The following is an 18,877-nucleotide window of genomic DNA, read 5'->3' on the forward strand; positions in this document are numbered from 1 at the left end:
CGTTCTTATTGGGGCTGCTGCGCAGCCCAACGCGGGACAAGCCCGCTCGCCACAGTCACAATGTTTCTCCTTAACTGACTGGCATTGGGGCTTGCGCTTGATCATCAGCACCCTGCTCCTTCCGGTAGCCTTCACCAGCCCTTATAGTTGCGCCATTCCCGCTTTATTCGAGACGCCCCATGAGTGAGCCCACGCCGTACATCTTCGATGTCACCACCGCCAACTTCGACCAGGCGGTGATCCAGAACTCCTTTGAAAAGCCCGTGCTGGTGGACTTCTGGGCCGAGTGGTGCGCGCCGTGCAAGGCGTTGATGCCGCTGCTGGCGCAGATTGCCGAGAGTTATCAGGGCGAGTTGCTGCTGGCCAAGGTCGATTGCGAGGCCGAGCAGGACATCGTCGCGCGTTTCGGTATTCGCAGCCTGCCGACGGTGGTGCTGTTCAAGGACGGCCAGCCGGTGGACGGGTTTGCCGGGGCACAGCCAGAGTCGGCAGTGCGGGCCATGTTGGAGCCCCATGTGCAGATGCCGCCGCCGGCTGCGGCGGACCCGCTGGAGCAGGCCCAGGCGTTGTTTGCCGAGGGCCGTATCAGCGACGCCGAAGCCGTATTGGTGACATTGCTGGGCGAGGACAATACCAACGCCGCCGCGCTGATTCTGTATGCCCGCTGCCTGGCCGAACGCGGTGAATTGGGCGAAGCCCAGACCGTGCTCGACGCCGTGAAGAGCGACGATCACAAGGCCGCCCTCGCCGGGGCCAAGGCGCAGATCACCTTCCTGCGCCAGGCGGGTGACCTGCCGGATGCCGCCGACCTGAAAAGCCGCCTGGCGCAAAACCCGCAGGACGATGAAGCGGCCTATCAGTTGACCATCCAGCAGCTGGCACGCCAGCAGTACGACGCGGCGCTGGAAGGCTTGCTCAAGCTGTTCATCCGTAACCGCAGCTATGGCGAAGGCTTGCCGCACAAGACCTTGCTGCAGGTGTTCGAGTTACTGGGCAATGATCACCCGCTGGTGACCGTGTACCGTCGCAAGTTGTTCGCTGCGTTGTACTAGTCGCTCTGTAGGAGCGAGGGGGACGCCTAGTTCTTGCTCGCGAAAAACGCCAGGGCGCCGCGCTCATCCAGAATACCCGCGTTATCGTTAACGACTTTCGCGAGCAAGCTCGCGCCTACAAGGGCTCAATCCAGGTATAGAGCGGCGTATCCCCGCCGCTGCTCACCTTGACCTTGGCGCTATGGCGCAGGCGCACCAGCAGGCGCTTGCCCGCCGAGGCATCCCCCGCCAAACCTTCCAACTGGTCGAGCAGCTCCAGGCCATTGAGCTGCCCGGCATGACGCAAGAGGTCCTGGGCGTGTTGCCACAGGTCATCATTGTGCTTGACCGGAGCAACCGGTGCGGCCGCCGCGCTGTTCACTGGCGTCGCCTGTAGCTGCGCGCCGAGTCGCGCCCAATCGCCATCATCCAGCTCCAGGGTCAAATCCACCGGCAGGTCGCCGACGGTTCCACGAATTCGCAACATCGTCCTTACTCCTGCATTTTTCTGACGAGCATGCTCCCATGCGGCTTGCGCAACGCCAAGCGGACGGTCAAACTCTGCCGAATATTGTTATAAGATCACATAACAAACTTTCATGTTCTGGAGCCTTGTCATGCGCCGTCTGATGCTTGCTTTGCCGTTCGCCTTGTTGCCACTGGCCGTCGCTCACGCCGCGGATGAACACGACCACGATCATGAGCACGGCAGCCTGGGTGCTCATGAACATGGGGTTGGCCGCCTCAACGCAGTCCTCGACGGCCAGGCCCTGGAGCTTGAACTGGACAGCCCGGCGATGAACCTGGTGGGCTTCGAACATGCGGCAACCAGCGCCGCCGACAAAGCCAAGGTCGCCGCCGCGCGCAAACAGCTGGAAAACCCGCTGGCCCTGTTCAACCTGCCCAAGGCCGCTGGCTGCGTGATCAGCACCCAGGAACTGAACAGCCCGCTGTTCGGCGACAAGCCGGAAGCGGACCATGATGACGATGACGATCACGATCACGACGCCAAAGACGGCGCCCATGAGCATCATCACGACCACAGCGAAATCCACGCCCACTACCAGTTCACCTGCGCCACGCCGACCGCCCTGAGCAATCTCGACCTGACGCAAGTGTTCAAGACCTTCCCCGCCACCCAAAAAATCCAGGTACAACTGATCGGCCCAAGCGGCCAGCAAGGTGTTGAAGCGACGCCGCAGGCAGCTACCCTGAAGTTCTGATTGGAATGCGCCCCCACAGGCGATCGGCGCCATTTTTCGTAACCTCGTTAGCAGGCGATACTGATTTCCCATGACTCAAGCGCTCATCGAACTGTCCGACCTGGGCTTCAACTGGCCAGGTCACCCCCAGTTGCTGGACATCCCCGCGTTCCGCCTGGAAGCGGGTGAAACCCTGTTCCTCAAGGGCCCAAGCGGCAGTGGCAAGACCACCCTGCTCGGCCTGCTGGGCGGTGTGCAGAAGCCCAGCCGAGGCAGCATCCGCCTGCTCGGGCAGGAGCTGACCGACCTTTCGGCCGGTGCCCGTGATCGCTTTCGCGTCGACCACACCGGCTATATCTTCCAGCAGTTCAACCTGCTGCCGTTCCTGTCGGTGCGCGAGAACGTCGAGCTGCCGTGCCACTTTTCCAAGCTGCGCGCGCAACGTGCGATCCAGCGTCACGGCAGCATCGACCAGGCCGCCGCGACCTTGCTGGCGCACCTGGGCCTGAAAGACCTCGACCTGCTGGAACGCCGCGCCGATTCGTTGTCCATCGGCCAGCAACAACGAGTCGCCGCCGCCCGCGCACTGATCGGCCAACCAGAACTGGTGATTGCCGACGAGCCCACCTCGGCCCTCGACTACGACGCCCGCGAAGCCTTCATCCAGCTGTTGTTCGCCGAATGCCGCGAAGCCGGTTCCAGCCTGTTGTTTGTCAGCCATGACCAGAGCCTGGCGCCGTTGTTCGATCGCAACCTGTCGCTGGCCGAACTCAATCGCGCCGCCACGCCCGCAGAGGTTTGAGATGTATTTGTTTCGTCTAGCCATGGCCAGCCTGGCTAACCGTCGCTTTACCGCGATCCTCACCGCCTTCGCCATCGCCCTGTCGGTGTGCCTGCTGCTGGCGGTGGAGCGCGTGCGCGTTGAGGCGCGCAACAGTTTCGCCAGCACCATCAGCGGCACCGACCTGATCGTCGGCGCGCGCTCCGGTTCGGTCAACCTGCTGCTGTATTCGGTGTTCCGCATCGGTAACGCCACCAATAACATCCGCTGGGACAGCTACGAACACTTCGCCGCCAACCCCCAGGTGAAATGGGCGATCCCGATTTCCCTCGGCGACTCCCACCGCGGCTACCGCGTGATGGGCACCAACGAATCATACTTCGAGCACTATCAGTACGGGCGCAAGCAAAACCTCGAACTGGCCAGCGGCCGTGCCTTCGCCACCGACCCGTTCGAAGTGGTGCTAGGTGCCGAAGTGGCCGATGCACTGCACTACAAGCTGGGCGACAAACTGGTGCTGGCCCATGGCGTGGCAGCGGTCAGCCTGGTCAAGCACGACGACAAACCGTTCACCGTGGTCGGTATTCTCAAGCGCACCGGCACGCCGGTGGACCGCACGCTGCATATCAGCCTCGGCGGCATGGAGGCGATCCATATCGACTGGCACAACGGCGTGCCGGCCCAGGGCAAAGGCCGCATCAGCGCCGACCAGGCACGCAACATGGACCTGACCCCGCAAGCCATCACCGCCTTTATGCTTGGCCTGAACAACAAGATTTCCACCTTTGCGCTGCAACGGGAGATCAACGAATTCCGTGGCGAGCCGATGCTGGCGATCCTGCCCGGCGTGGCGCTGCAAGAGCTATGGAGCATGATGGGCACCGCTGAAAAGGCGCTGTTCGTGATCTCACTGTTCGTGGTGCTGACCGGTTTGATCGGCATGCTCACAGCGATCCTCACCAGCCTCAACGAACGCCGGCGCGAAATGGCGATCCTGCGTTCCGTGGGCGCGCGGCCCTGGCACATTGCGACGCTGCTGATCTTCGAAGCCTTCGCCCTGGCGCTGTCCGGTGTGATCGCCGGCGTGGGTTTGCTGTATGTATGCATCGCCGCGTCGCGCGGATATCTACAGGCCAATTACGGCCTGGACCTGCCGATGTCCTGGCCGAGCGAATATGAGTGGACGTTACTGGCCGGTATCCTTGCAGCGGCACTGTTGATGGGCAGCGTGCCCGCCTGGCGTGCCTATCGACAATCTTTGGCCGACGGCCTGTCCATACGTTTATGAGGAAGGCTTCGATGCGTCGCGCTCTGTTTGCGTTGTTACTGCTGGTGGCTGTGCCCGCCTGGGCGGAGGATCAGCCCAGGGATCTATCCTGGCAGGAGATGATCCCGCCGGACGCGCCGCCGGAAATCCCCAACATGAAACCGCTGCACGACCTGTCGAACATGGCCGATGCCTTGTCCGTCGAAGCGGCGCCTGCGGCCAAGCAGGACTTGCCCAATGCGCCGGTGGTGCAAAGCCTCGACGGCCAGCATATTCGCCTGCCGGGTTACATCGTGCCGTTGGAAGTCAGCGAGGAAGGCCGTACCACCGAGTTCTTGCTGGTGCCGTATTTCGGCGCGTGCATCCACGTGCCGCCGCCGCCGTCGAACCAGATCGTGCACGTGAAAAGTGAGGTTGGGGTGAAGCTCGATGAGCTGTACCAGCCGTACTGGATCGAAGGGGCGATGCAGGTCAAGCCGTCGTCCAGTGAGCTGGCGGACGCCGGCTACCAGATGGATGCCGAGAAGATTTACCTCTACGAACTGCCGGAATAACGCTTATCACCCTTTCATTGAGCTGAGTCAAAAGTCCGAACGGAACGATCTTTACCATTGGACGTACAACTTTTAAACGTCCCTTGGAGCTCCCATGAACAACAAGTCTCTGCTCGGCGCGTCCCTCTTCGCGCTCGCCCTCGCGGCCCCCGTAGCCCACGCTCACGAAGCGGGCGACATTCTGGTTCGCGCTGGTGCAATTACCGTGAACCCGAAGGCCGACAGCGGCAGTGTCAAGGTAGACCAGGGCCCGCTGGCCGGTACCAACCTGGGCGGCAAGGCGACCATGGACAGCGACACGCAACTGGGTCTGAACTTCGCCTATATGTTCACCAGCCACTGGGGTATCGAACTGCTGGCGGCTACCCCGTTCGAGCATGATGTGAAGCTCAAGAACACGGCTCTCAGCGCCGCCAACGGCAAACTCGGCACCCTGAAACACCTGCCGCCAACCCTGAGCGTTGTGTACTACCCGCTGGACAGCAAGTCGGCGTTCCAACCGTATGTGGGTGCCGGTATCAACTACACCTGGATCTATGACGAACACGTCAGCAGCGGCGCCCAACAAGCTGGCTTCAGCAACTTCAAGGCCGATAACTCCTGGGGCTGGGCCGCGCAAATTGGTGCCGACTACATGATCAACGATAAATGGATGATCAACGGCCAGGTGCGCTACATCGACATCAGCACCACCGCCACCGTTGAAAACAACGGAGTGGCCCCAGGCACTCGCGCCAAGGTTGATGTCGATGTCGACCCATTGGTCTACATGGTCGGTATCGGCTACAAGTTCTAAGCGAAATTGAACAAACGCCACACAACCAATGTGGGAGGGGGCTTGCTCCCGATAGCGGTGGTGATCAGTCAATGAATCAGTTGACTGACACCGTGTTATCGGGGGCAAGCCCCCTCCCACATTTTTGCTTTATGTGGTGTCAGCCGCGGCGGTAGAACCGGTCCAGCAACGCCGGTAACCCGGCCCGCCACGCCCGTGGCTTGATGCCAAAGGTATGCAGGATTTTCTTGCAGGCCAGCACCGCATGTTGCGGTTCGTCGCCCGCATCCGGCCGCGCCGCATGAGCCTGGGCGGTGGGCGATTCGATCGCCAGCGGATGAAAGTGACGCGCTTCGGTAAGAATCGCCTGGCCCAGCGCCAACGGGGTCGTCGCCTCGTGGCCGGCATAGTGATAGGTGCCCCATAGCGGCGCCGCGCAATCGAGTTGCTTGAGCACCGAAAGGATCACCCGCGCGGCATCGTCCACCGGGGTCGGATTGCCGCGCCGGTCATCCGCCATCAGCAATTCCTCCGCTTTCTCCGCTCGGGCCAGAAAGCGCCCAAGGGTGCCGTCGACGCTGTCGTCCAGCAGCCAGCCGAACCGTAGCAGTACGTGTTGCGGGCAAGTGGCGCGCACGCTTTGTTCGATCCGCCACAACGCCTGGCCACGCAGGCCCAGGGGCACCGGTTCGTCTTTTTCGCTGTAGGCGGTGGCGCGGGAGCCATCGAACACGCGGTAGCTGGACGGTTGCAGCAGGGTAATGGTGTGGTGCTGGCACAGTTCGGCCAGACGTTCGATCGCATACTCCTGGGACGCCAGGCGGGTTTCGCTGACCGCCTCTGCCTGGAACCAATCGAAATAGTAGGCGAGGTTGATCAACGCATCGGGACGGGTGTCGTCGAGCAATTGGGTGAGGCTTGCGGCATCCCAGCCGTCTTGGGGCGGTTTGGGTGCGAGGAAACCGATGTCTTCCTCTGCACCGAGGCGAATCAGCGCCTGCCCGAGGGCATTCCCGCCGCCCAGTAACATAAGGCGCATTCGCATAGATTGAGCAGGCCCGGTCTGTTTGGAACGATGGTTATTGTCAGCCGCCTTGTGAGCGATGCTGTGGGTAGTTGCCAGAATCGTTGCATTTTGCGGGTTTGTAGCGCAACCGTCACTTATAAAGTGCGGGGTTGCACGTTGTTGGACGGCGGTGAGCAGGCTTGCCCCGCGTTGGGCTGCGCGGCGGCCCCAATGAGGTAGGATTGTTTTATGAACCTTCCTGAATCAACGGACACGGTATTGAACGGTTTCCACCCCGCCGTCAGCGCCTGGTTCCGTAGTACTTTTCCCTCGGTGACCCAGGCCCAGGCCGAGGCGTGGCCGTTAATCCGCCAGCGCCGCTCGACGCTGATCGCCGCGCCCACCGGTTCCGGCAAGACGCTGACCGCCTTCCTGGCCGTACTGGATGACCTGGTGCACCAAGGCCTGGCCAACGGCGGGCAGTTGCCGGATGAAACCCTGGTGGTGTACGTGTCGCCGCTCAAGGCGCTGTCCAACGATATCCAGATCAACCTGCAAAATCCGCTGGCCGGGATCACCGACCATCTGCAGCGCCTGGGCTTGCCACCGCTGGCGATCCGCACCGCCGTGCGCACCGGCGACACCCCGCAAAAAGACCGCGCACTGATGCGCAAGCGCCCGCCGCATATCCTGGTGACGACACCGGAATCGCTGTATGTGCTGCTGGGCTCGGACTCCGGCCGGCAGATGCTCGCCAGCACGCGCACGGTGATTGTCGATGAAATCCACGCCATCGCCGCCGGCAAGCGCGGTAGCCACCTGGCCTTGAGCCTGGAGCGCCTGCAAGGCTTGTGCGCCGAGCCGCTGACCCGCATTGGCCTGTCCGCCACGCAAAAGCCCATCGAGGCCGTGTCGCGCTTTCTGGTGGGCAGCGAGCGCCTGTGCGACATCGTCGATATCGGCCACGCCCGCCCCCGCGACCTGGATATCGAAGTGCCGCCGGTGCCACTGTCGGCGGTGATGGCCAACGATGTGTGGGAGCTGGTCTACGACCGCCTCGCCGCCCTGGCCCGTGAACACCGCACCACGCTGATTTTCGTCAACACCCGGCGCCTGGCCGAACGCCTGGCCCGGCACTTGAGCGAGCGCCTGGGCAAGAGCGCAGTGGCCGCCCACCACGGCAGCCTGGCCAAGGAGCTGCGCCTGGACGCCGAGCAACGCCTCAAGGCCGGCACCCTGCAAGTACTGATCGCCACCGCGTCCCTGGAGCTGGGGATTGATATCGGCGATGTCGACCTGGTGTGCCAGATCGGCTCGCCGGGCTCCATCAACGGGTTTCTGCAACGCGTTGGCCGCTCCGGGCACCAGGTTGGCGGCACGCCCAAGGGGCGCCTGTTCGCCACCACCCGCGACGACCTGATCGAATGCGCCGCGCTGCTCGACTGCGTGCGCCGGGGCGAACTCGACACCTTGCATATCCCGATTGCGCCGCTGGACGTACTGGCCCAGCAGATCATCGCCGAGGTCAGCGCCCAGGAATGGTCGGAACAGGCCCTGCTCGACCTGATCCACCGCGCCGCGCCCTACGCCGCGCTGGATAACCACCATTACCAGGCGCTGTTGCAGATGCTCAGCGAGGGCTACAGCGGTCGCCAGGGCATTCGCAGCGCCTACCTGCACCGCGACGCCTTGACGCGCACCTTGCGCGGCCGCCGGGGCGCCAGACTCACCGCAGTGACCAGCGGCGGCACCATCCCCGACAACGCCGACTACAGCGTGTTGCTCGAACCCCAGGGCCTGAATATCGGCAGCGTCAACGAAGACTTCGCGGTGGAAAGTATCGCTGGGGATATCTTCCAGCTCGGGAATACGTCCTACCGCATCCTGCGCGTCGAGGCCGGCAAGGTGCGGGTCGAAGACGCCCACGGCCAGCCGCCAAGCATTCCGTTCTGGCTGGGCGAGGCACCGGGGCGCAGCAACGAATTATCCGCCGCGGTGGCGCGCTTGCAGGGGCAATTGGACACGCTGCTCAGCGCTACCCCCGGCGACCTGCAAGGTGCACACGACTGGCTGACCGTCACCCTCGGCCTGAACCGCGCCAGCGCCGAACAAATCCTCGATTATCTGGCGCGCGCACGCCTGGCCCTGAGCGCATTGCCATCCCAGGACACGTTGATCATGGAGCGCTTTTTCGACGAGTCCGGCGGTACCCAGTTGATCATCCACACACCGTTCGGCAGCCGCGTCAACCGTGCCTGGGGCCTGGCCTTGCGCAAGCGTTTTTGCCGCACCTTCAACTTCGAACTGCAAGCGGCGGCCAGCGAGAATGCGATTGTGCTGTCGCTGTCCACCAGCCACAGTTTCGAGCTGGACGACGTCTGGCGCTATTTGAACAGTCACAGCGCCGAACACCTGCTGATCCAGGCCGTGCTTGATGCGCCGCTGTTCGGTGTGCGCTGGCGCTGGAACGCCGGCGTGGCCTTGGCGTTGCCGCGTTATACCGGGGGGCGCAAGGTGGCCCCCCAGATCCAGCGCATGAAAAGCGAAGACCTGATCGCCTGCGTGTTTCCCGACCAGATCGCCTGCCTGGAAAACCTCGCAGGCGAACGCGAAGTGCCTGAGCATCCGCTGGTGGAACAGACCCTCGATGACTGCCTGCACGAAGCCATGGACAGCGACGCCTGGCTGGCCCTGTTGCGGCGCATGGAGCGCGGCGAAGTGCGGTTGATCAGCCGCGACTTGCCGGCGCCCTCGCCCATGGCCGCCGAAATTCTCAACGCGCGCCCTTACACCTTTCTCGACGATGCCCCGCTGGAAGAACGCCGCACCCAGGCCGTACTCAACCGGCGCTGGAGCGACCCGCAAAGCACCGACGACCTCGGTGCGCTGGACGCGCAGGCCATCGACGGCGTGCGCGAAGAAGCCTGGCCGGCGCCCCAGGGCCTGGATGAAATGCATGAGGCGTTGATGAGCCTGGCGTGCATCGCCAGCCACGAAGTCACGCCACAGTGGGCGCAGTGGCTGCATGCCTTGGCCAAGGGTGGCCGCGCTTATTGTTTGTCGAACGGTCTTTGGGTGGCCGTGGAGCGCTTGAGTTGCGTGCAGACGATTTATCCCAACCACCTGCCGCTGCTACCGGGGTTCGATGAGCCCTGGACTCACGATGACGCGCTGGTGGAACTGCTGCGTGCGCGCCTGGCTGGCTTCGGCCCGCTGACGCTGATCGAAATTGCCGCGCCCCTCGGCCTGCCGGTGGCCGACATCGCCCAGGCCCTGGCACGCCTGGAGCAAGAAGGCTACGTGCTGCGCGGGCACTTCAGTCCCGGCATCGGCGAAGAACAATGGTGCGAACGGCACTTGCTCGCGCGGATTCATCGCTACACGGTCAAGCGCCTGCGCCGGGAAATAGAGCCGGTGGCGTTGCAGGATTTCATGCGCTTTCTGTTCGATTGGCAGCACCTGTCCGACAGCACCCGCGGCCAGGGCAGCGCAGTGTTGCCCCAGATTGTCGGGCAGTTCGAAGGCTACGCGGCGGCCGCCTCGGCCTGGGACAGTGACCTGCTCAGTGCGCGGATCAAGGATTACACTCCCACCTGGCTCGATGACCTCTGCCGCAGCGGCAGGCTGGTGTGGATACGCCTGAGCAATAAACCCGGCGCCATGGCGTTGCGCAGCACCCCGGTAGTGCTGTTGCCGCGCAGCCAGGTACCGCTATGGAGCGGGCTGACCGAACAGACGGACAGCACGACGTTGTCGCCCAAGGCACAAAAAGTCCACTTGGCCCTGCGCGAACACGGCGCGCTGTTTTTCGACGAACTGGTGCACGAAGCCCATCTGCTGCGCAGCGAACTGGAAGGCGCCCTACAGGAATTGGTCGGCGCCGGCCTGGTCAATGCCGACAGTTTTGCCGGGCTGCGCGCGCTGACCACGCCCGCCAGTAAACGCCAGGCGCGCAGCAGCCGACGTGGGCGCGGCGCATTGGTTGGCGGGATGGACGATGCCGGGCGTTGGGCGCTGATTCGGCGCCCGCCGGAAGCGGCCGCACCGCACTCCGCCGAGACGCTGGAACATGTGGCGATGACCCTGCTGCGGCGTTATGGCGTGGTGTTCTGGCGATTACTGGAGCGTGAGGCGGATTGGTTGCCGAGCTGGCGCGAATTGCTGCGCACGTTCCATCGGCTCGAGGCGCGGGGTGAGATTCGCGGCGGACGGTTTGTCAGTGGCTTGGCCGGGGAACAGTTTGCCTTGCCGGAGGCGATCCCGTTACTGCGCGAAGTGCGGCGGCGGCCCCATGACGGTAGCTTGATCGCAGTGTGCGGCGCCGACCCGTTGAACCTGGTGGGCACGCTGTTGCCGGGCAGCAAGGTGCCGGCGGTGAGTGGGAATCGGCTTGTGTACCGGGACGGGTTGCCAGCGGCGGTGATGGTCGCAGGCAAGCAGCAGGTGTTGTTGGAGGTGGATCAGCAGGCGGTGCTGGAGAAGTTGATCAGGCATTGAGTCATAGTGACTTTGAAGGCCCCTCCCCCAGCTTGATCTGTGAACACAATCAAATGTGGGAGGGGGCTTGCCCCCGATGAGGCCAGAACAGTCCTCCCTCATTGAGACCTGGGCTGCTCCGTCAACACCACCGACGCCGGCACCTCTTCATCCGGCTCATCCACCTGGGATGTACGCTTCGGCAGCAAAACCTGCTGTGGATAAGTTTGCGCGAAGTGCACCTCATCACAGTTATCCACAAGCTTTTTCAAACGCTGGTTGAACGCACGGCTCACCGCATATTGCCCGCCCGACACGGTACGGAACTGCGCCGTGAGCACCACGCCGTTGAGGTCCATCTTGTCGACGCCGAACACCTCCAGCGGCCCTTGCAGGTTGTACTTGAGGAACACGTCATCCCGGATCGACTGCCCGGCTTCGCGGATCAGCTCCACGGCCTTATCCACATCGGTGTCGTAGGTGAACTGCACGGAGAAGAACGCATAGGCAAATTGCCGCGATTGGTTGGTGACCGCCTTGATCTGCCCGAACGGCACCGAGTGCACGAAACCCTTGCCGTCGCGCAGGCGCAGAGTACGGATGGTAAGGCCCTCGACAGTGCCAGCGTGACCGGAGTCGAGCACCACCCAATCGCCAATCGACAGGGTGTCTTCGATGATGATGAACAGGCCGGTGATCACATCCTGCACCAGTTGCTGCGAGCCAAAACCAATCGCTAGCCCCACCACCCCGGCCCCCGCCAGCAGCGGCGCGACGTTGATACCGAGGTTAGCCATGGTGGTGATCGCGCAGATCACCACCAATATGATTTTCACCGCATTGCGCAGCAGGGGCAGGATGGTTTTCACCCGCGTACTGGGCTGGCGGCTGGAGCGTTTGTTTAGCGGCGGTTTCAAGGCTTCCTGGATTGCCGTGTCGAGCACCACCCAGAACAGCCAGGTCATCAGCAGGATCAGGCCGATGCTGCTCAGGGAATCACTGATGGCGCGCCCCACCGAGTTGCGCTGGGCAAATTCGAACAGCGACACCCCCCAGATACGCCCGAGGATTTCGATAAACGCGATGGCCATGATGATGCGCAAGATCGCGTGCAACAGGCTGAGGAAGCGCTCCTTGTAGGCGCTGCTGCGCTGGATCGCCACCTGGCTACGGGATTTGAACAGGTGCTGCAGCACGGTGCTGAGGAATACCGTGCCGATCAGCAGGATCGTGGTAAACAGCGCGCAACGCAGGGCTTTTTGATTGTCGTCGCCGGCACCGATCAGGTTGATCGCCGAGACCAACACCATCAACAGGATCGGCCAGTACCACAGCCCGGAAAACACCCGTAGCGACTGCTGCAACGCGGGATGCTTCAGACGCTGGGCCAGGGGCCGATTGCGGATCAGATGCGCGACCGGGCGCCGCAGGCGTATCACCAGCACAGCGAAAATCACTGCCGCCAACAAGCCGGTCAACACCGCAATACTGCTGGTGATATTGCCGCCCAACTGACGGGCGATTTGCGGGCTGGTCAGGGCGTCGCTGAGGGCGGCGAGAAAGCCAATCAGGAACAGCGGCTTGGGGCAGTAGTCGCGAATAATCTGCACCGCCGGGCGCTTGTGGCCGACGTTGAACATGACGATGACGCACAGCAGCATGGAGGTGGAGAAAATGCCGCTACTGGTGGCGTAGGCAAAACACAGCGCCAGCGCGCGGCCTATCGAGGTGGGGAGGAAGTGGCTGAAGTAGAGGGTCAGCGGCAGGCAGATCAGCGCGGGAATCGTATAGGGCAGCACATACCCGAGCACCGCACGCAGCCGCCCACGCTGCTCGAAGAACGTGCGCCGCCCAAGGCGCCGCAGGATAAAACGCCCAAGCAGCGTCAACAACGCGAAGGCGCCGATCCACACCCCGGACAGCAACAGGAAATCCCCGGCCACGCTCCACGGCGAACGCTGCGCCGTCTGGTTCACCAGGCGCCCGACTTCATCCGCGGCGCGGTCGGCGCGCAGCCGCCACTCATCTATCAGGTTCTGGTTGAGATCGAGCTTCTGCTGCACATCATCCATGCTGGAGCTGATGGCGCCGAGCAATCCGCCTTCGACCAGCAACTCCGGCTTGGCCGGCGCTTCGGCTTCAGGCGCAGTGGCCGCAGCTTGCAGTGCGCCACTGGTGCAAAACAACAGCGCGCCGAGCAGTAATGCAGTCTTGAGATTCAGCAAAACTCCGAGCTCCTTCAGAAGGGTCTGTAAGGAACTGACGGGTTTGAATCCTGATCGTTCCCCTGTGTCGACATCTTTGCCCTATAGGCAAAGATCAAATGCCCTTCCCTGCCTTTTTCCGCACCAGCCGAACCCAGACACTGCACATCTGATTGAAACCCATCGTAGTTGCAGCCATGCCCATGGCCTTGCTCGCGCTGGCAACCCACGCGGCTCTCAGGGATGGGTACCGCCTGTAGGCCCACGGAAACTTTCGCGCAAATATCGCAGTCATCCCAAAACGGAGGTCACTCGACCCTACATCCACGGGAGCAAACATGGCGGCGATTCATATCGGCATTTCCGGCGGGCACTACAGGCGGCAACGCGCGTGGTTGATTGCGTCACGCAACGCCTCCCGGAGACGACTGATACCTGAGGGATTGGCATGACTCACTCGGAACTGATCCCCCCGACACCCACCACCACCATCACCCGTTTTCGCGTGCTGACGGTCAATACCCACAAGGGCTTCACCGCCCTCAACCGGCGCTTCATCCTGCCGGAATTACGCGAGGCGGTACGCAGTGTGGCGGCCGACATCGTGTTCCTGCAGGAAATCCACGGCACCCACGAACGCCACCCCAAGCGCTATAGCAACTGGCCGGCGATGCCGCAGTACGAGTTCCTCGCCGACAGCATCTGGCCGCAGTACGCCTATGGACGCAATGCGGTGTACCCCGATGGCGATCACGGTAATGCGCTGCTGTCGAAGTTCCAGATCGTGCGCTACGACAATCTCGACATCTCCCAGAGCGGCCATGAAAGTCGCGGGCTGCTGCATTGCGTGATGCGCTTGCCCGGGCAGGAGAAGGAACTGCATGCCATTTGCGTGCACCTGGGCTTGCAGGAAAAACATCGCCAGCAGCAACTGCGCCTGATCGCCGAGCGCGTGGCGCAGATTCCCGCCGATGCACCGCTGATCGTTGCCGGCGACTTCAACGACTGGCGCCTGCGCGCCGACCTGCGCCATTGCGGCCTGCGCGAAGTGTTTACCGAGGCCCATGGCAAACCACCGCGCACCTTCCCCGCGCGCCTGCCCCTGCTGCGCCTGGATCGAATCTATGTGCGCAATGTGAAGGCGCATGCGCCCCAGGTGTTGAACAGCCGCCCCTGGTCGCATTTGTCAGACCACGCGCCCCTGTCAGTGGAGATCGAGCTATGAACAGTGCCCCACTGGAAAAAGTCGCCGTCGCCCATATCGCTACCGACCAGCCACCGGACGAAGCCTCGGCGCGGGACCTGGATTACGGCTGGCAGAGCGGCAACCAGATCGAGTTGCTGGAAAACGGCGAGGCCTACTTCCCGAAGGTGTTCGACGCCATGCGCCAGGCCCAGCGGGAAATCCTGCTGGAAACCTTCATCCTGTTCGAAGACAAGGTTGGCCATGAGCTACGGGACATCCTGGTCGATGCGGCACAGCGCGGCGTCAAAGTCGTCGCCAGCCTTGACGGGTTTGGCTGCGGCGAGCTGAGCCCGGCCTTCCTCGCCGAGTTGGCCGAAGCCGGGGTGATAGTGCAGATGTTCGACCCGGCGTCCAAGACCCTCGGCATTCGCACCAATTGGTTCCGCCGCTTGCACCGCAAGATCGTGGTGGTGGATGCGCGCGTGGGGTTTATCGGCGGGATCAACTTCTCTGCCGACCACTTGGGCGACTATGGCCCCGAGGCCAAGCAGGATTACGCGGTGCAGGTGGTCGGCCCGGCGGTCGCCGACCTGCATCACTTTGCCCTGGCCCAAAGCGGCCGAAAAGTACGCAGCCGCCGCGGCTGGCGACGCCGCGACCGGCGCCCCTCACTGTGGACCTCGGCAGACGGCGATGGCCTGGTGCGCCTGATTTATCGCGATAACGTGCAGCACCGCGATGACATCGAAGAGGCTTATATCCACGCCCTGAGTAAAGCCCAGCGCCGCGCGGTGATCGCCAATGCCTACTTCTTCCCCGGCTACCGCTTGCTGCGCGAGATCCGCAACGCCGCGCGGCGGGGCGTGCACGTGCAATTGATCATGCAGGGCCAGCCCGATGTGCTGCTGGCCAAGCTGGCGGCGCGCATGCTCTACGACTACCTGCTCAAGGACGGCGTGGTGATCCACGAGTATTGCCAGCGCCCGCTGCACGGCAAGGTGGCGCTGGTGGATGACGACTGGAGCACCGTGGGTTCCAGCAACCTGGACCCGCTGAGCCTGTCGCTGAACCTGGAAGCCAATGTGCTGATTCGCGACCGGGCATTCAACCAGCAGCTGTACGAACGCCTCGAAGTGCTCAGCAAGCACCATTGCCAGACCATGCCGGAAAACCGCACGCCGCGCCTGTGGCTCTGGCGCTTGACCGTGGGTTTCCTGGTGTTCCATGTGATGCGCCATTTCCCGGCGTTGACGGGCTGGCTGCCGGCGCACAAACCGCGTTTGAAACCCTTTGAGAGTCGGGCCCATGACCGCTGAAGCCAACCGCTCGCGTTTTACACGCTGGAAGAAGCCGCTGACTGTCGCGTTCTTCCTCTTGCTGATCGTGTTGTTCACCCTGCTCGCCCGGCGCATCGACTGGAGCGAAGTGTTCCAGACCTTGGGCGACTTCAAGCTACGCACCTTGCTGATCGCCGGCACGCTGACGTTGTGCAGTTTTATCGTGTACGCCTGCTTCGACCTGATCGGCCGCACCTACATCCGCCAGCCCCTGCGCTGGAAGCAGATCCTGCCGGTGGGGATCATCAGCTATGCGTTCAACCTCAACCTGAGTGCGTGGGTCGGTGGTATCGCCATGCGTTATCGCCTGTATTCGCGCCTGGGGGTAAGCACCGGCAATATTGCCAAGATCCTCGGCTTGAGCCTGGCGACCAATTGGTTCGGCTATATGGCACTGGCCGGCGTCGTGTTCAGCAGCGGGTTGGTGACAATGCCACCGGGCTGGAAGCTCAGCAGCGGCGCCCTGCAAGGTGTCGGAGTATTGCTGGTGCTGGCGAGCCTGGGCTACTTGGCGGCCTGCCAGTTTTCGACAAAACGCGCGTGGGCGATTCGCGGTATCGAGATCAACCTGCCGTCGCTGCGCATGGCGTGTTTGCAACTGGCGCTCGGTGCGTTGAATTGGTCATTGATGGCGGCGGTGATTTTCACCCTGCTGCCGGCGAAGCTGGACTACCCGTTGGTGCTGGGGGTGTTGCTGATCAGTGCGATTGCCGGGGTGGTGACCCATATCCCTGCCGGGCTTGGGGTGCTGGAGGCGGTGTTTATTGCGCTGTTGCAGCATGAGGCGTCGCGGGGCAGCTTGCTCGCCGGGTTGATTGCGTATCGGGCGATCTACTTTATCTTGCCGTTGCTGATTGCGCTGGTGATGTACCTCGCGGTGGAAGCCAAGGCCAAGGCGTTGCGGGTGAAGAAGGCAGCGGCTTGACAGGCGGAGGATCAGGCACTCCTCAGCGGCTGGTTTTGGGGCTGCTACGCAGCCCAACGCCGGGCAAGTCCTAATGCCGTTCAGTTAAGCGTACATCACCTTCTGTAGGAGCGAGCTTGCTCGCGAAAAACGTCAACGATAACGCGTGTTTCCTGAATGAACGCGGCGCCTGTGAGTGCTTCGCGAGCAAGCTCGCTCCTACAAAAAAGCCTTAACTGAACGGCATTAGGGCAAGCCCGCTGGTTACAGAGCGCCCAATTCGTGGGCGCCAGGTTATTGGGACTGGATGATGCTCAACCGTTCGCCCACCACCATCTCGGTGATCCAGTCCACCAGGATTGAGGTGTAGGCCTGCTGGGAGACTGGGTCACTCAGGGCGTGGTCGGCGCCGTCGATGATGCGGTGGGTCAGGGAGTGTGTCCGCTGGCACGCCGCACGGTAGCTCATGATGGTCGCGTGGGGCACATGGTCGTCGGTTTCCGATTCGACGATCAGCACATCGCCGGTAAATTGCGCGCAGGCATGCAAGGCGCGGTTGGTTTGCGCGTGCACCAGCGTACTGCGGTAATCCATCAGGTCCGCCTTGTCCAAATCGCGCTTGGGCTTGAGCCATTCCTGGTCGCGGTACAGTGCCGGCACGCGCAGCGCCAGCCAGCGCACCGGGCGCAACGACGTCAGAATGGCGGCGAGGTAACCGCCGTAACTGGTGCCCACCACCGCCACCGCCGAGGTGTCGATGGCCGGGTGCGACAGCAGGCGGTCGTAGGCGGCCAACAGGTCGCGCAGGTTGTCTTCGCGGGTCACGCGGGACAACGGAATGCCAGTGCCCGCATGGCCACGCAGGTCGAAGGTCAGGCACACGCAGCCCAGGCCGGCGATGCCTTTGGCCCGTTCCAGATCACGCTCCTGGCTACCGCCCCAGCCGTGCACGAACAACACCCCAGGCACTTTGGACTTGGGGCTCAAGAACGTGCCGCTCATCTGTTCGCCGTCGATGTCGATCGCAATGCTTTCGCTTCTAGCCGTCATAAGGTTTAACCGTCACGTACTTGAGAAGAAAGTCGCTGTTTTCGGCCGGGCCGCGGTAAACCTCGATGGCATCCGCCGGCAGTGGCTGGTCCACGTAGGTTTCTACCGAGGACACATGAATGGCTTTAAGGCCCGGGTGGTTGATGAAGCTTTGCAGCGCCGCGACTTCCGCGCTGCTGGCCCCGCCCATGCGCCAGGACTGTTCAAGTACACCGCTGCGACGCTGGCCGTTGCTGTCCACGCCCTGGGCGATGTCGTAGTTGCGCCGTGAGGCATAAAAACCAGGGTAGGCCTCAAGGGCGGCGGCGTCGAAGACCTGGGCTTGCCGGATGGCCAGGCGTACGTCGTCGGACAGGTCGAGTTGCAGCAGGTCGTCGTAGTCACCCGGGACCACGATCAGGTTCGAGCCACCGTAGACCTCTTCACCCTGCCCGTCCTGGGTCAAGTATTGCTCGCCGCAATAGCTGAACCGGTGCGCGCCGATGAAACTCTGGCCCACACTATGAGTGACCACATCCTGAAGGTCCTGTTCCAATACCACACCGTCGTCGAACAGCTGCGCCGCTTCGGGGCGCGCCAGCAACGCGTCGAACTCATCCAGGCTACGGATCACTTGCTGGCCACGCCCGGCGCTGGCGTGCACAGGTTTCAACCGGATCGGCCCACTGTAGAGCAGGCGTGTCGCAGCTTCCCGCGCATCCTTGAGGGCAAACACGCTCAGGCCGTCCAACACCACATCGCGCACGCGCTCACCAAATAACGTCGACCAGCCCTCCGGGGCGACGGCTTCGGGGCCCAACACGCCGTGACTGATCGCCTTGGTACAGATGAAGTCGTGATCGACATAGCCGCCCCACAGGTCGTCAGGGCCACTAATACCGAATGGGCGCGCCTGGTCCGGGCCGACCAGGGTTTGGGTGGGCAGCACATACAGATCACGCCCAGCGTGCCGGTTGGGGTCGTAGCTGCCGCCAAACTTGAGGCCGAGGATCTGCGCCAGCCAGCGCGCCAGGGCGCGATTGGTTTCGACTTCATGCTGGGGCGCGCCCTCCCGCGTGGAATGGGCAACGACCAGCTTTTTGCGCTGCGTTGGGGTCATGCGTC

16 protein-coding genes are annotated in these 18,877 nt (G+C 62.9%); 11 read left to right on the forward strand and 5 right to left on the reverse strand.

Annotation, left to right across the window (positions count from 1 at the left end):
* A partial coding sequence (locus tag ACODSV_RS21120) for a hypothetical protein (RefSeq protein ID WP_489078323.1) occupies window positions 1-187 on the forward strand: 187 nt, incomplete at its 5' end.
* Entirely contained in the window at window positions 180-1,052 is an 873-nt protein-coding gene (gene trxA, locus ACODSV_RS21125) for a thioredoxin (protein ID WP_024077654.1), read from the forward strand. The genes ACODSV_RS21120 and trxA, both read left to right, overlap by 8 nt.
* Before the next feature lie 115 nt (window positions 1,053-1,167).
* Here the strand turns inward: trxA and ACODSV_RS21130 are convergent, their stop codons facing one another.
* Entirely contained in the window at window positions 1,168-1,518 is a 351-nt protein-coding gene (locus ACODSV_RS21130; protein ID WP_024077655.1) for a hypothetical protein, read from the reverse strand.
* Between the two features lie 130 nt (window positions 1,519-1,648).
* On the opposite strand from ACODSV_RS21130, the gene ACODSV_RS21135 reads away from it, so the two are divergent.
* From ACODSV_RS21135 to ACODSV_RS21155, 5 genes are all read left to right on the forward strand, one after another.
* The gene (locus tag ACODSV_RS21135; RefSeq protein WP_150056109.1) at window positions 1,649-2,254 is read left to right on the forward strand and encodes a DUF2796 domain-containing protein; all 606 of its coding nucleotides are present in this window, start codon (window positions 1,649-1,651) and stop codon (window positions 2,252-2,254) included.
* A gap of 70 nt (window positions 2,255-2,324) precedes the next feature.
* Complete coding sequence (locus tag ACODSV_RS21140) at window positions 2,325-3,035, forward strand: ABC transporter ATP-binding protein (RefSeq protein WP_024077657.1); 711 nt, start codon at window positions 2,325-2,327, stop codon at window positions 3,033-3,035.
* Window position 3,036: 1 nt separating this feature from the next.
* Window positions 3,037-4,302: an ABC transporter permease gene (locus ACODSV_RS21145; protein ID WP_024077658.1), complete on the forward strand. Its 1,266-nt coding sequence runs from the start codon at window positions 3,037-3,039 to the stop codon at window positions 4,300-4,302.
* Window positions 4,303-4,313: 11 nt separating this feature from the next.
* Entirely contained in the window at window positions 4,314-4,835 is a 522-nt protein-coding gene (locus tag ACODSV_RS21150; protein ID WP_041161033.1) for a DUF3299 domain-containing protein, read from the forward strand.
* 94 nt (window positions 4,836-4,929) lie between these two features.
* Window positions 4,930-5,631: an OmpW/AlkL family protein gene (locus ACODSV_RS21155; protein ID WP_024077660.1), complete on the forward strand. Its 702-nt coding sequence runs from the start codon at window positions 4,930-4,932 to the stop codon at window positions 5,629-5,631.
* A 139-nt stretch (window positions 5,632-5,770) separates the two neighbouring features.
* Here the strand turns inward: ACODSV_RS21155 and ACODSV_RS21160 are convergent, their stop codons facing one another.
* Complete coding sequence (locus ACODSV_RS21160; RefSeq protein WP_024077661.1) at window positions 5,771-6,655, reverse strand: sugar nucleotide-binding protein; 885 nt, start codon at window positions 6,653-6,655, stop codon at window positions 5,771-5,773.
* Between the two features lie 210 nt (window positions 6,656-6,865).
* Here ACODSV_RS21160 and ACODSV_RS21165 point away from each other — a divergent pair, with 210 nt between their 5' ends.
* Window positions 6,866-11,113 (forward strand): Lhr family helicase, encoded by a 4,248-nt coding sequence (locus ACODSV_RS21165; RefSeq protein WP_150056302.1) that lies wholly within the window; start codon window positions 6,866-6,868, stop codon window positions 11,111-11,113.
* Between the two features lie 98 nt (window positions 11,114-11,211).
* On the opposite strand, the gene ACODSV_RS21170 is transcribed toward ACODSV_RS21165, so the two are convergent.
* Window positions 11,212-13,317, reverse strand: a complete 2,106-nt coding sequence (locus ACODSV_RS21170; protein WP_150055572.1) for a mechanosensitive ion channel family protein — start codon at window positions 13,315-13,317, stop codon at window positions 11,212-11,214.
* Window positions 13,318-13,744: 427 nt separating this feature from the next.
* Between ACODSV_RS21170 and ACODSV_RS21175 the strand changes: the two genes are divergently transcribed.
* From ACODSV_RS21175 to ACODSV_RS21185, 3 genes are read left to right on the forward strand one after another with little or no spacing between them, the layout of a single operon-like run.
* Entirely contained in the window at window positions 13,745-14,521 is a 777-nt protein-coding gene (locus tag ACODSV_RS21175) for an endonuclease/exonuclease/phosphatase family protein (RefSeq protein ID WP_024077664.1), read from the forward strand.
* Entirely contained in the window at window positions 14,518-15,798 is a 1,281-nt protein-coding gene (clsB, locus tag ACODSV_RS21180) for a cardiolipin synthase ClsB (protein WP_150055573.1), read from the forward strand. The genes ACODSV_RS21175 and clsB overlap by 4 nt, the downstream gene beginning before the upstream one ends.
* Entirely contained in the window at window positions 15,788-16,744 is a 957-nt protein-coding gene (locus ACODSV_RS21185; RefSeq protein WP_069077101.1) for a lysylphosphatidylglycerol synthase domain-containing protein, read from the forward strand. Before clsB ends, ACODSV_RS21185 begins: the two co-directional genes overlap by 11 nt.
* A gap of 273 nt (window positions 16,745-17,017) precedes the next feature.
* Here the strand turns inward: ACODSV_RS21185 and ACODSV_RS21190 are convergent, their stop codons facing one another.
* Both ACODSV_RS21190 and ACODSV_RS21195 read right to left on the reverse strand, forming a co-directional pair.
* Window positions 17,018-17,773, reverse strand: a complete 756-nt coding sequence (locus ACODSV_RS21190) for an alpha/beta hydrolase family protein (RefSeq protein ID WP_024077667.1) — start codon at window positions 17,771-17,773, stop codon at window positions 17,018-17,020.
* A complete protein-coding gene (locus ACODSV_RS21195) occupies window positions 17,763-18,872 on the reverse strand; it encodes a DUF3182 family protein (RefSeq protein WP_024077668.1) in 1,110 nt (369 codons plus the stop codon). Before ACODSV_RS21195 ends, ACODSV_RS21190 begins: the two co-directional genes overlap by 11 nt.
* Between the last annotated feature and the right edge of the window lie 5 nt (window positions 18,873-18,877).

Source organism: Pseudomonas sp. FG86, from assembly GCF_057808775.1.

Coding starts and splice junctions, on each gene's coding strand:
- ACODSV_RS21160 (WP_024077661.1), bottom strand. CDS start 6,655: ATGCGAATGCGCCTTATGTTACTGGGCGGCGGGAATGCCCTCGGGCAG.
- ACODSV_RS21140 (WP_024077657.1), top strand. CDS start 2,325: ATGACTCAAGCGCTCATCGAACTGTCCGACCTGGGCTTCAACTGGCCA.
- ACODSV_RS21185 (WP_069077101.1), top strand. CDS start 15,788: ATGACCGCTGAAGCCAACCGCTCGCGTTTTACACGCTGGAAGAAGCCG.
- ACODSV_RS21165 (WP_150056302.1), top strand. CDS start 6,866: ATGAACCTTCCTGAATCAACGGACACGGTATTGAACGGTTTCCACCCC.
- clsB (WP_150055573.1), top strand. CDS start 14,518: ATGAACAGTGCCCCACTGGAAAAAGTCGCCGTCGCCCATATCGCTACC.
- ACODSV_RS21195 (WP_024077668.1), bottom strand. CDS start 18,872: ATGACCCCAACGCAGCGCAAAAAGCTGGTCGTTGCCCATTCCACGCGG.
- ACODSV_RS21175 (WP_024077664.1), top strand. CDS start 13,745: ATGACTCACTCGGAACTGATCCCCCCGACACCCACCACCACCATCACC.
- ACODSV_RS21135 (WP_150056109.1), top strand. CDS start 1,649: ATGCGCCGTCTGATGCTTGCTTTGCCGTTCGCCTTGTTGCCACTGGCC.
- ACODSV_RS21150 (WP_041161033.1), top strand. CDS start 4,314: ATGCGTCGCGCTCTGTTTGCGTTGTTACTGCTGGTGGCTGTGCCCGCC.
- ACODSV_RS21190 (WP_024077667.1), bottom strand. CDS start 17,773: ATGACGGCTAGAAGCGAAAGCATTGCGATCGACATCGACGGCGAACAG.
- ACODSV_RS21155 (WP_024077660.1), top strand. CDS start 4,930: ATGAACAACAAGTCTCTGCTCGGCGCGTCCCTCTTCGCGCTCGCCCTC.
- ACODSV_RS21130 (WP_024077655.1), bottom strand. CDS start 1,518: ATGTTGCGAATTCGTGGAACCGTCGGCGACCTGCCGGTGGATTTGACC.
- ACODSV_RS21145 (WP_024077658.1), top strand. CDS start 3,037: ATGTATTTGTTTCGTCTAGCCATGGCCAGCCTGGCTAACCGTCGCTTT.
- trxA (WP_024077654.1), top strand. CDS start 180: ATGAGTGAGCCCACGCCGTACATCTTCGATGTCACCACCGCCAACTTC.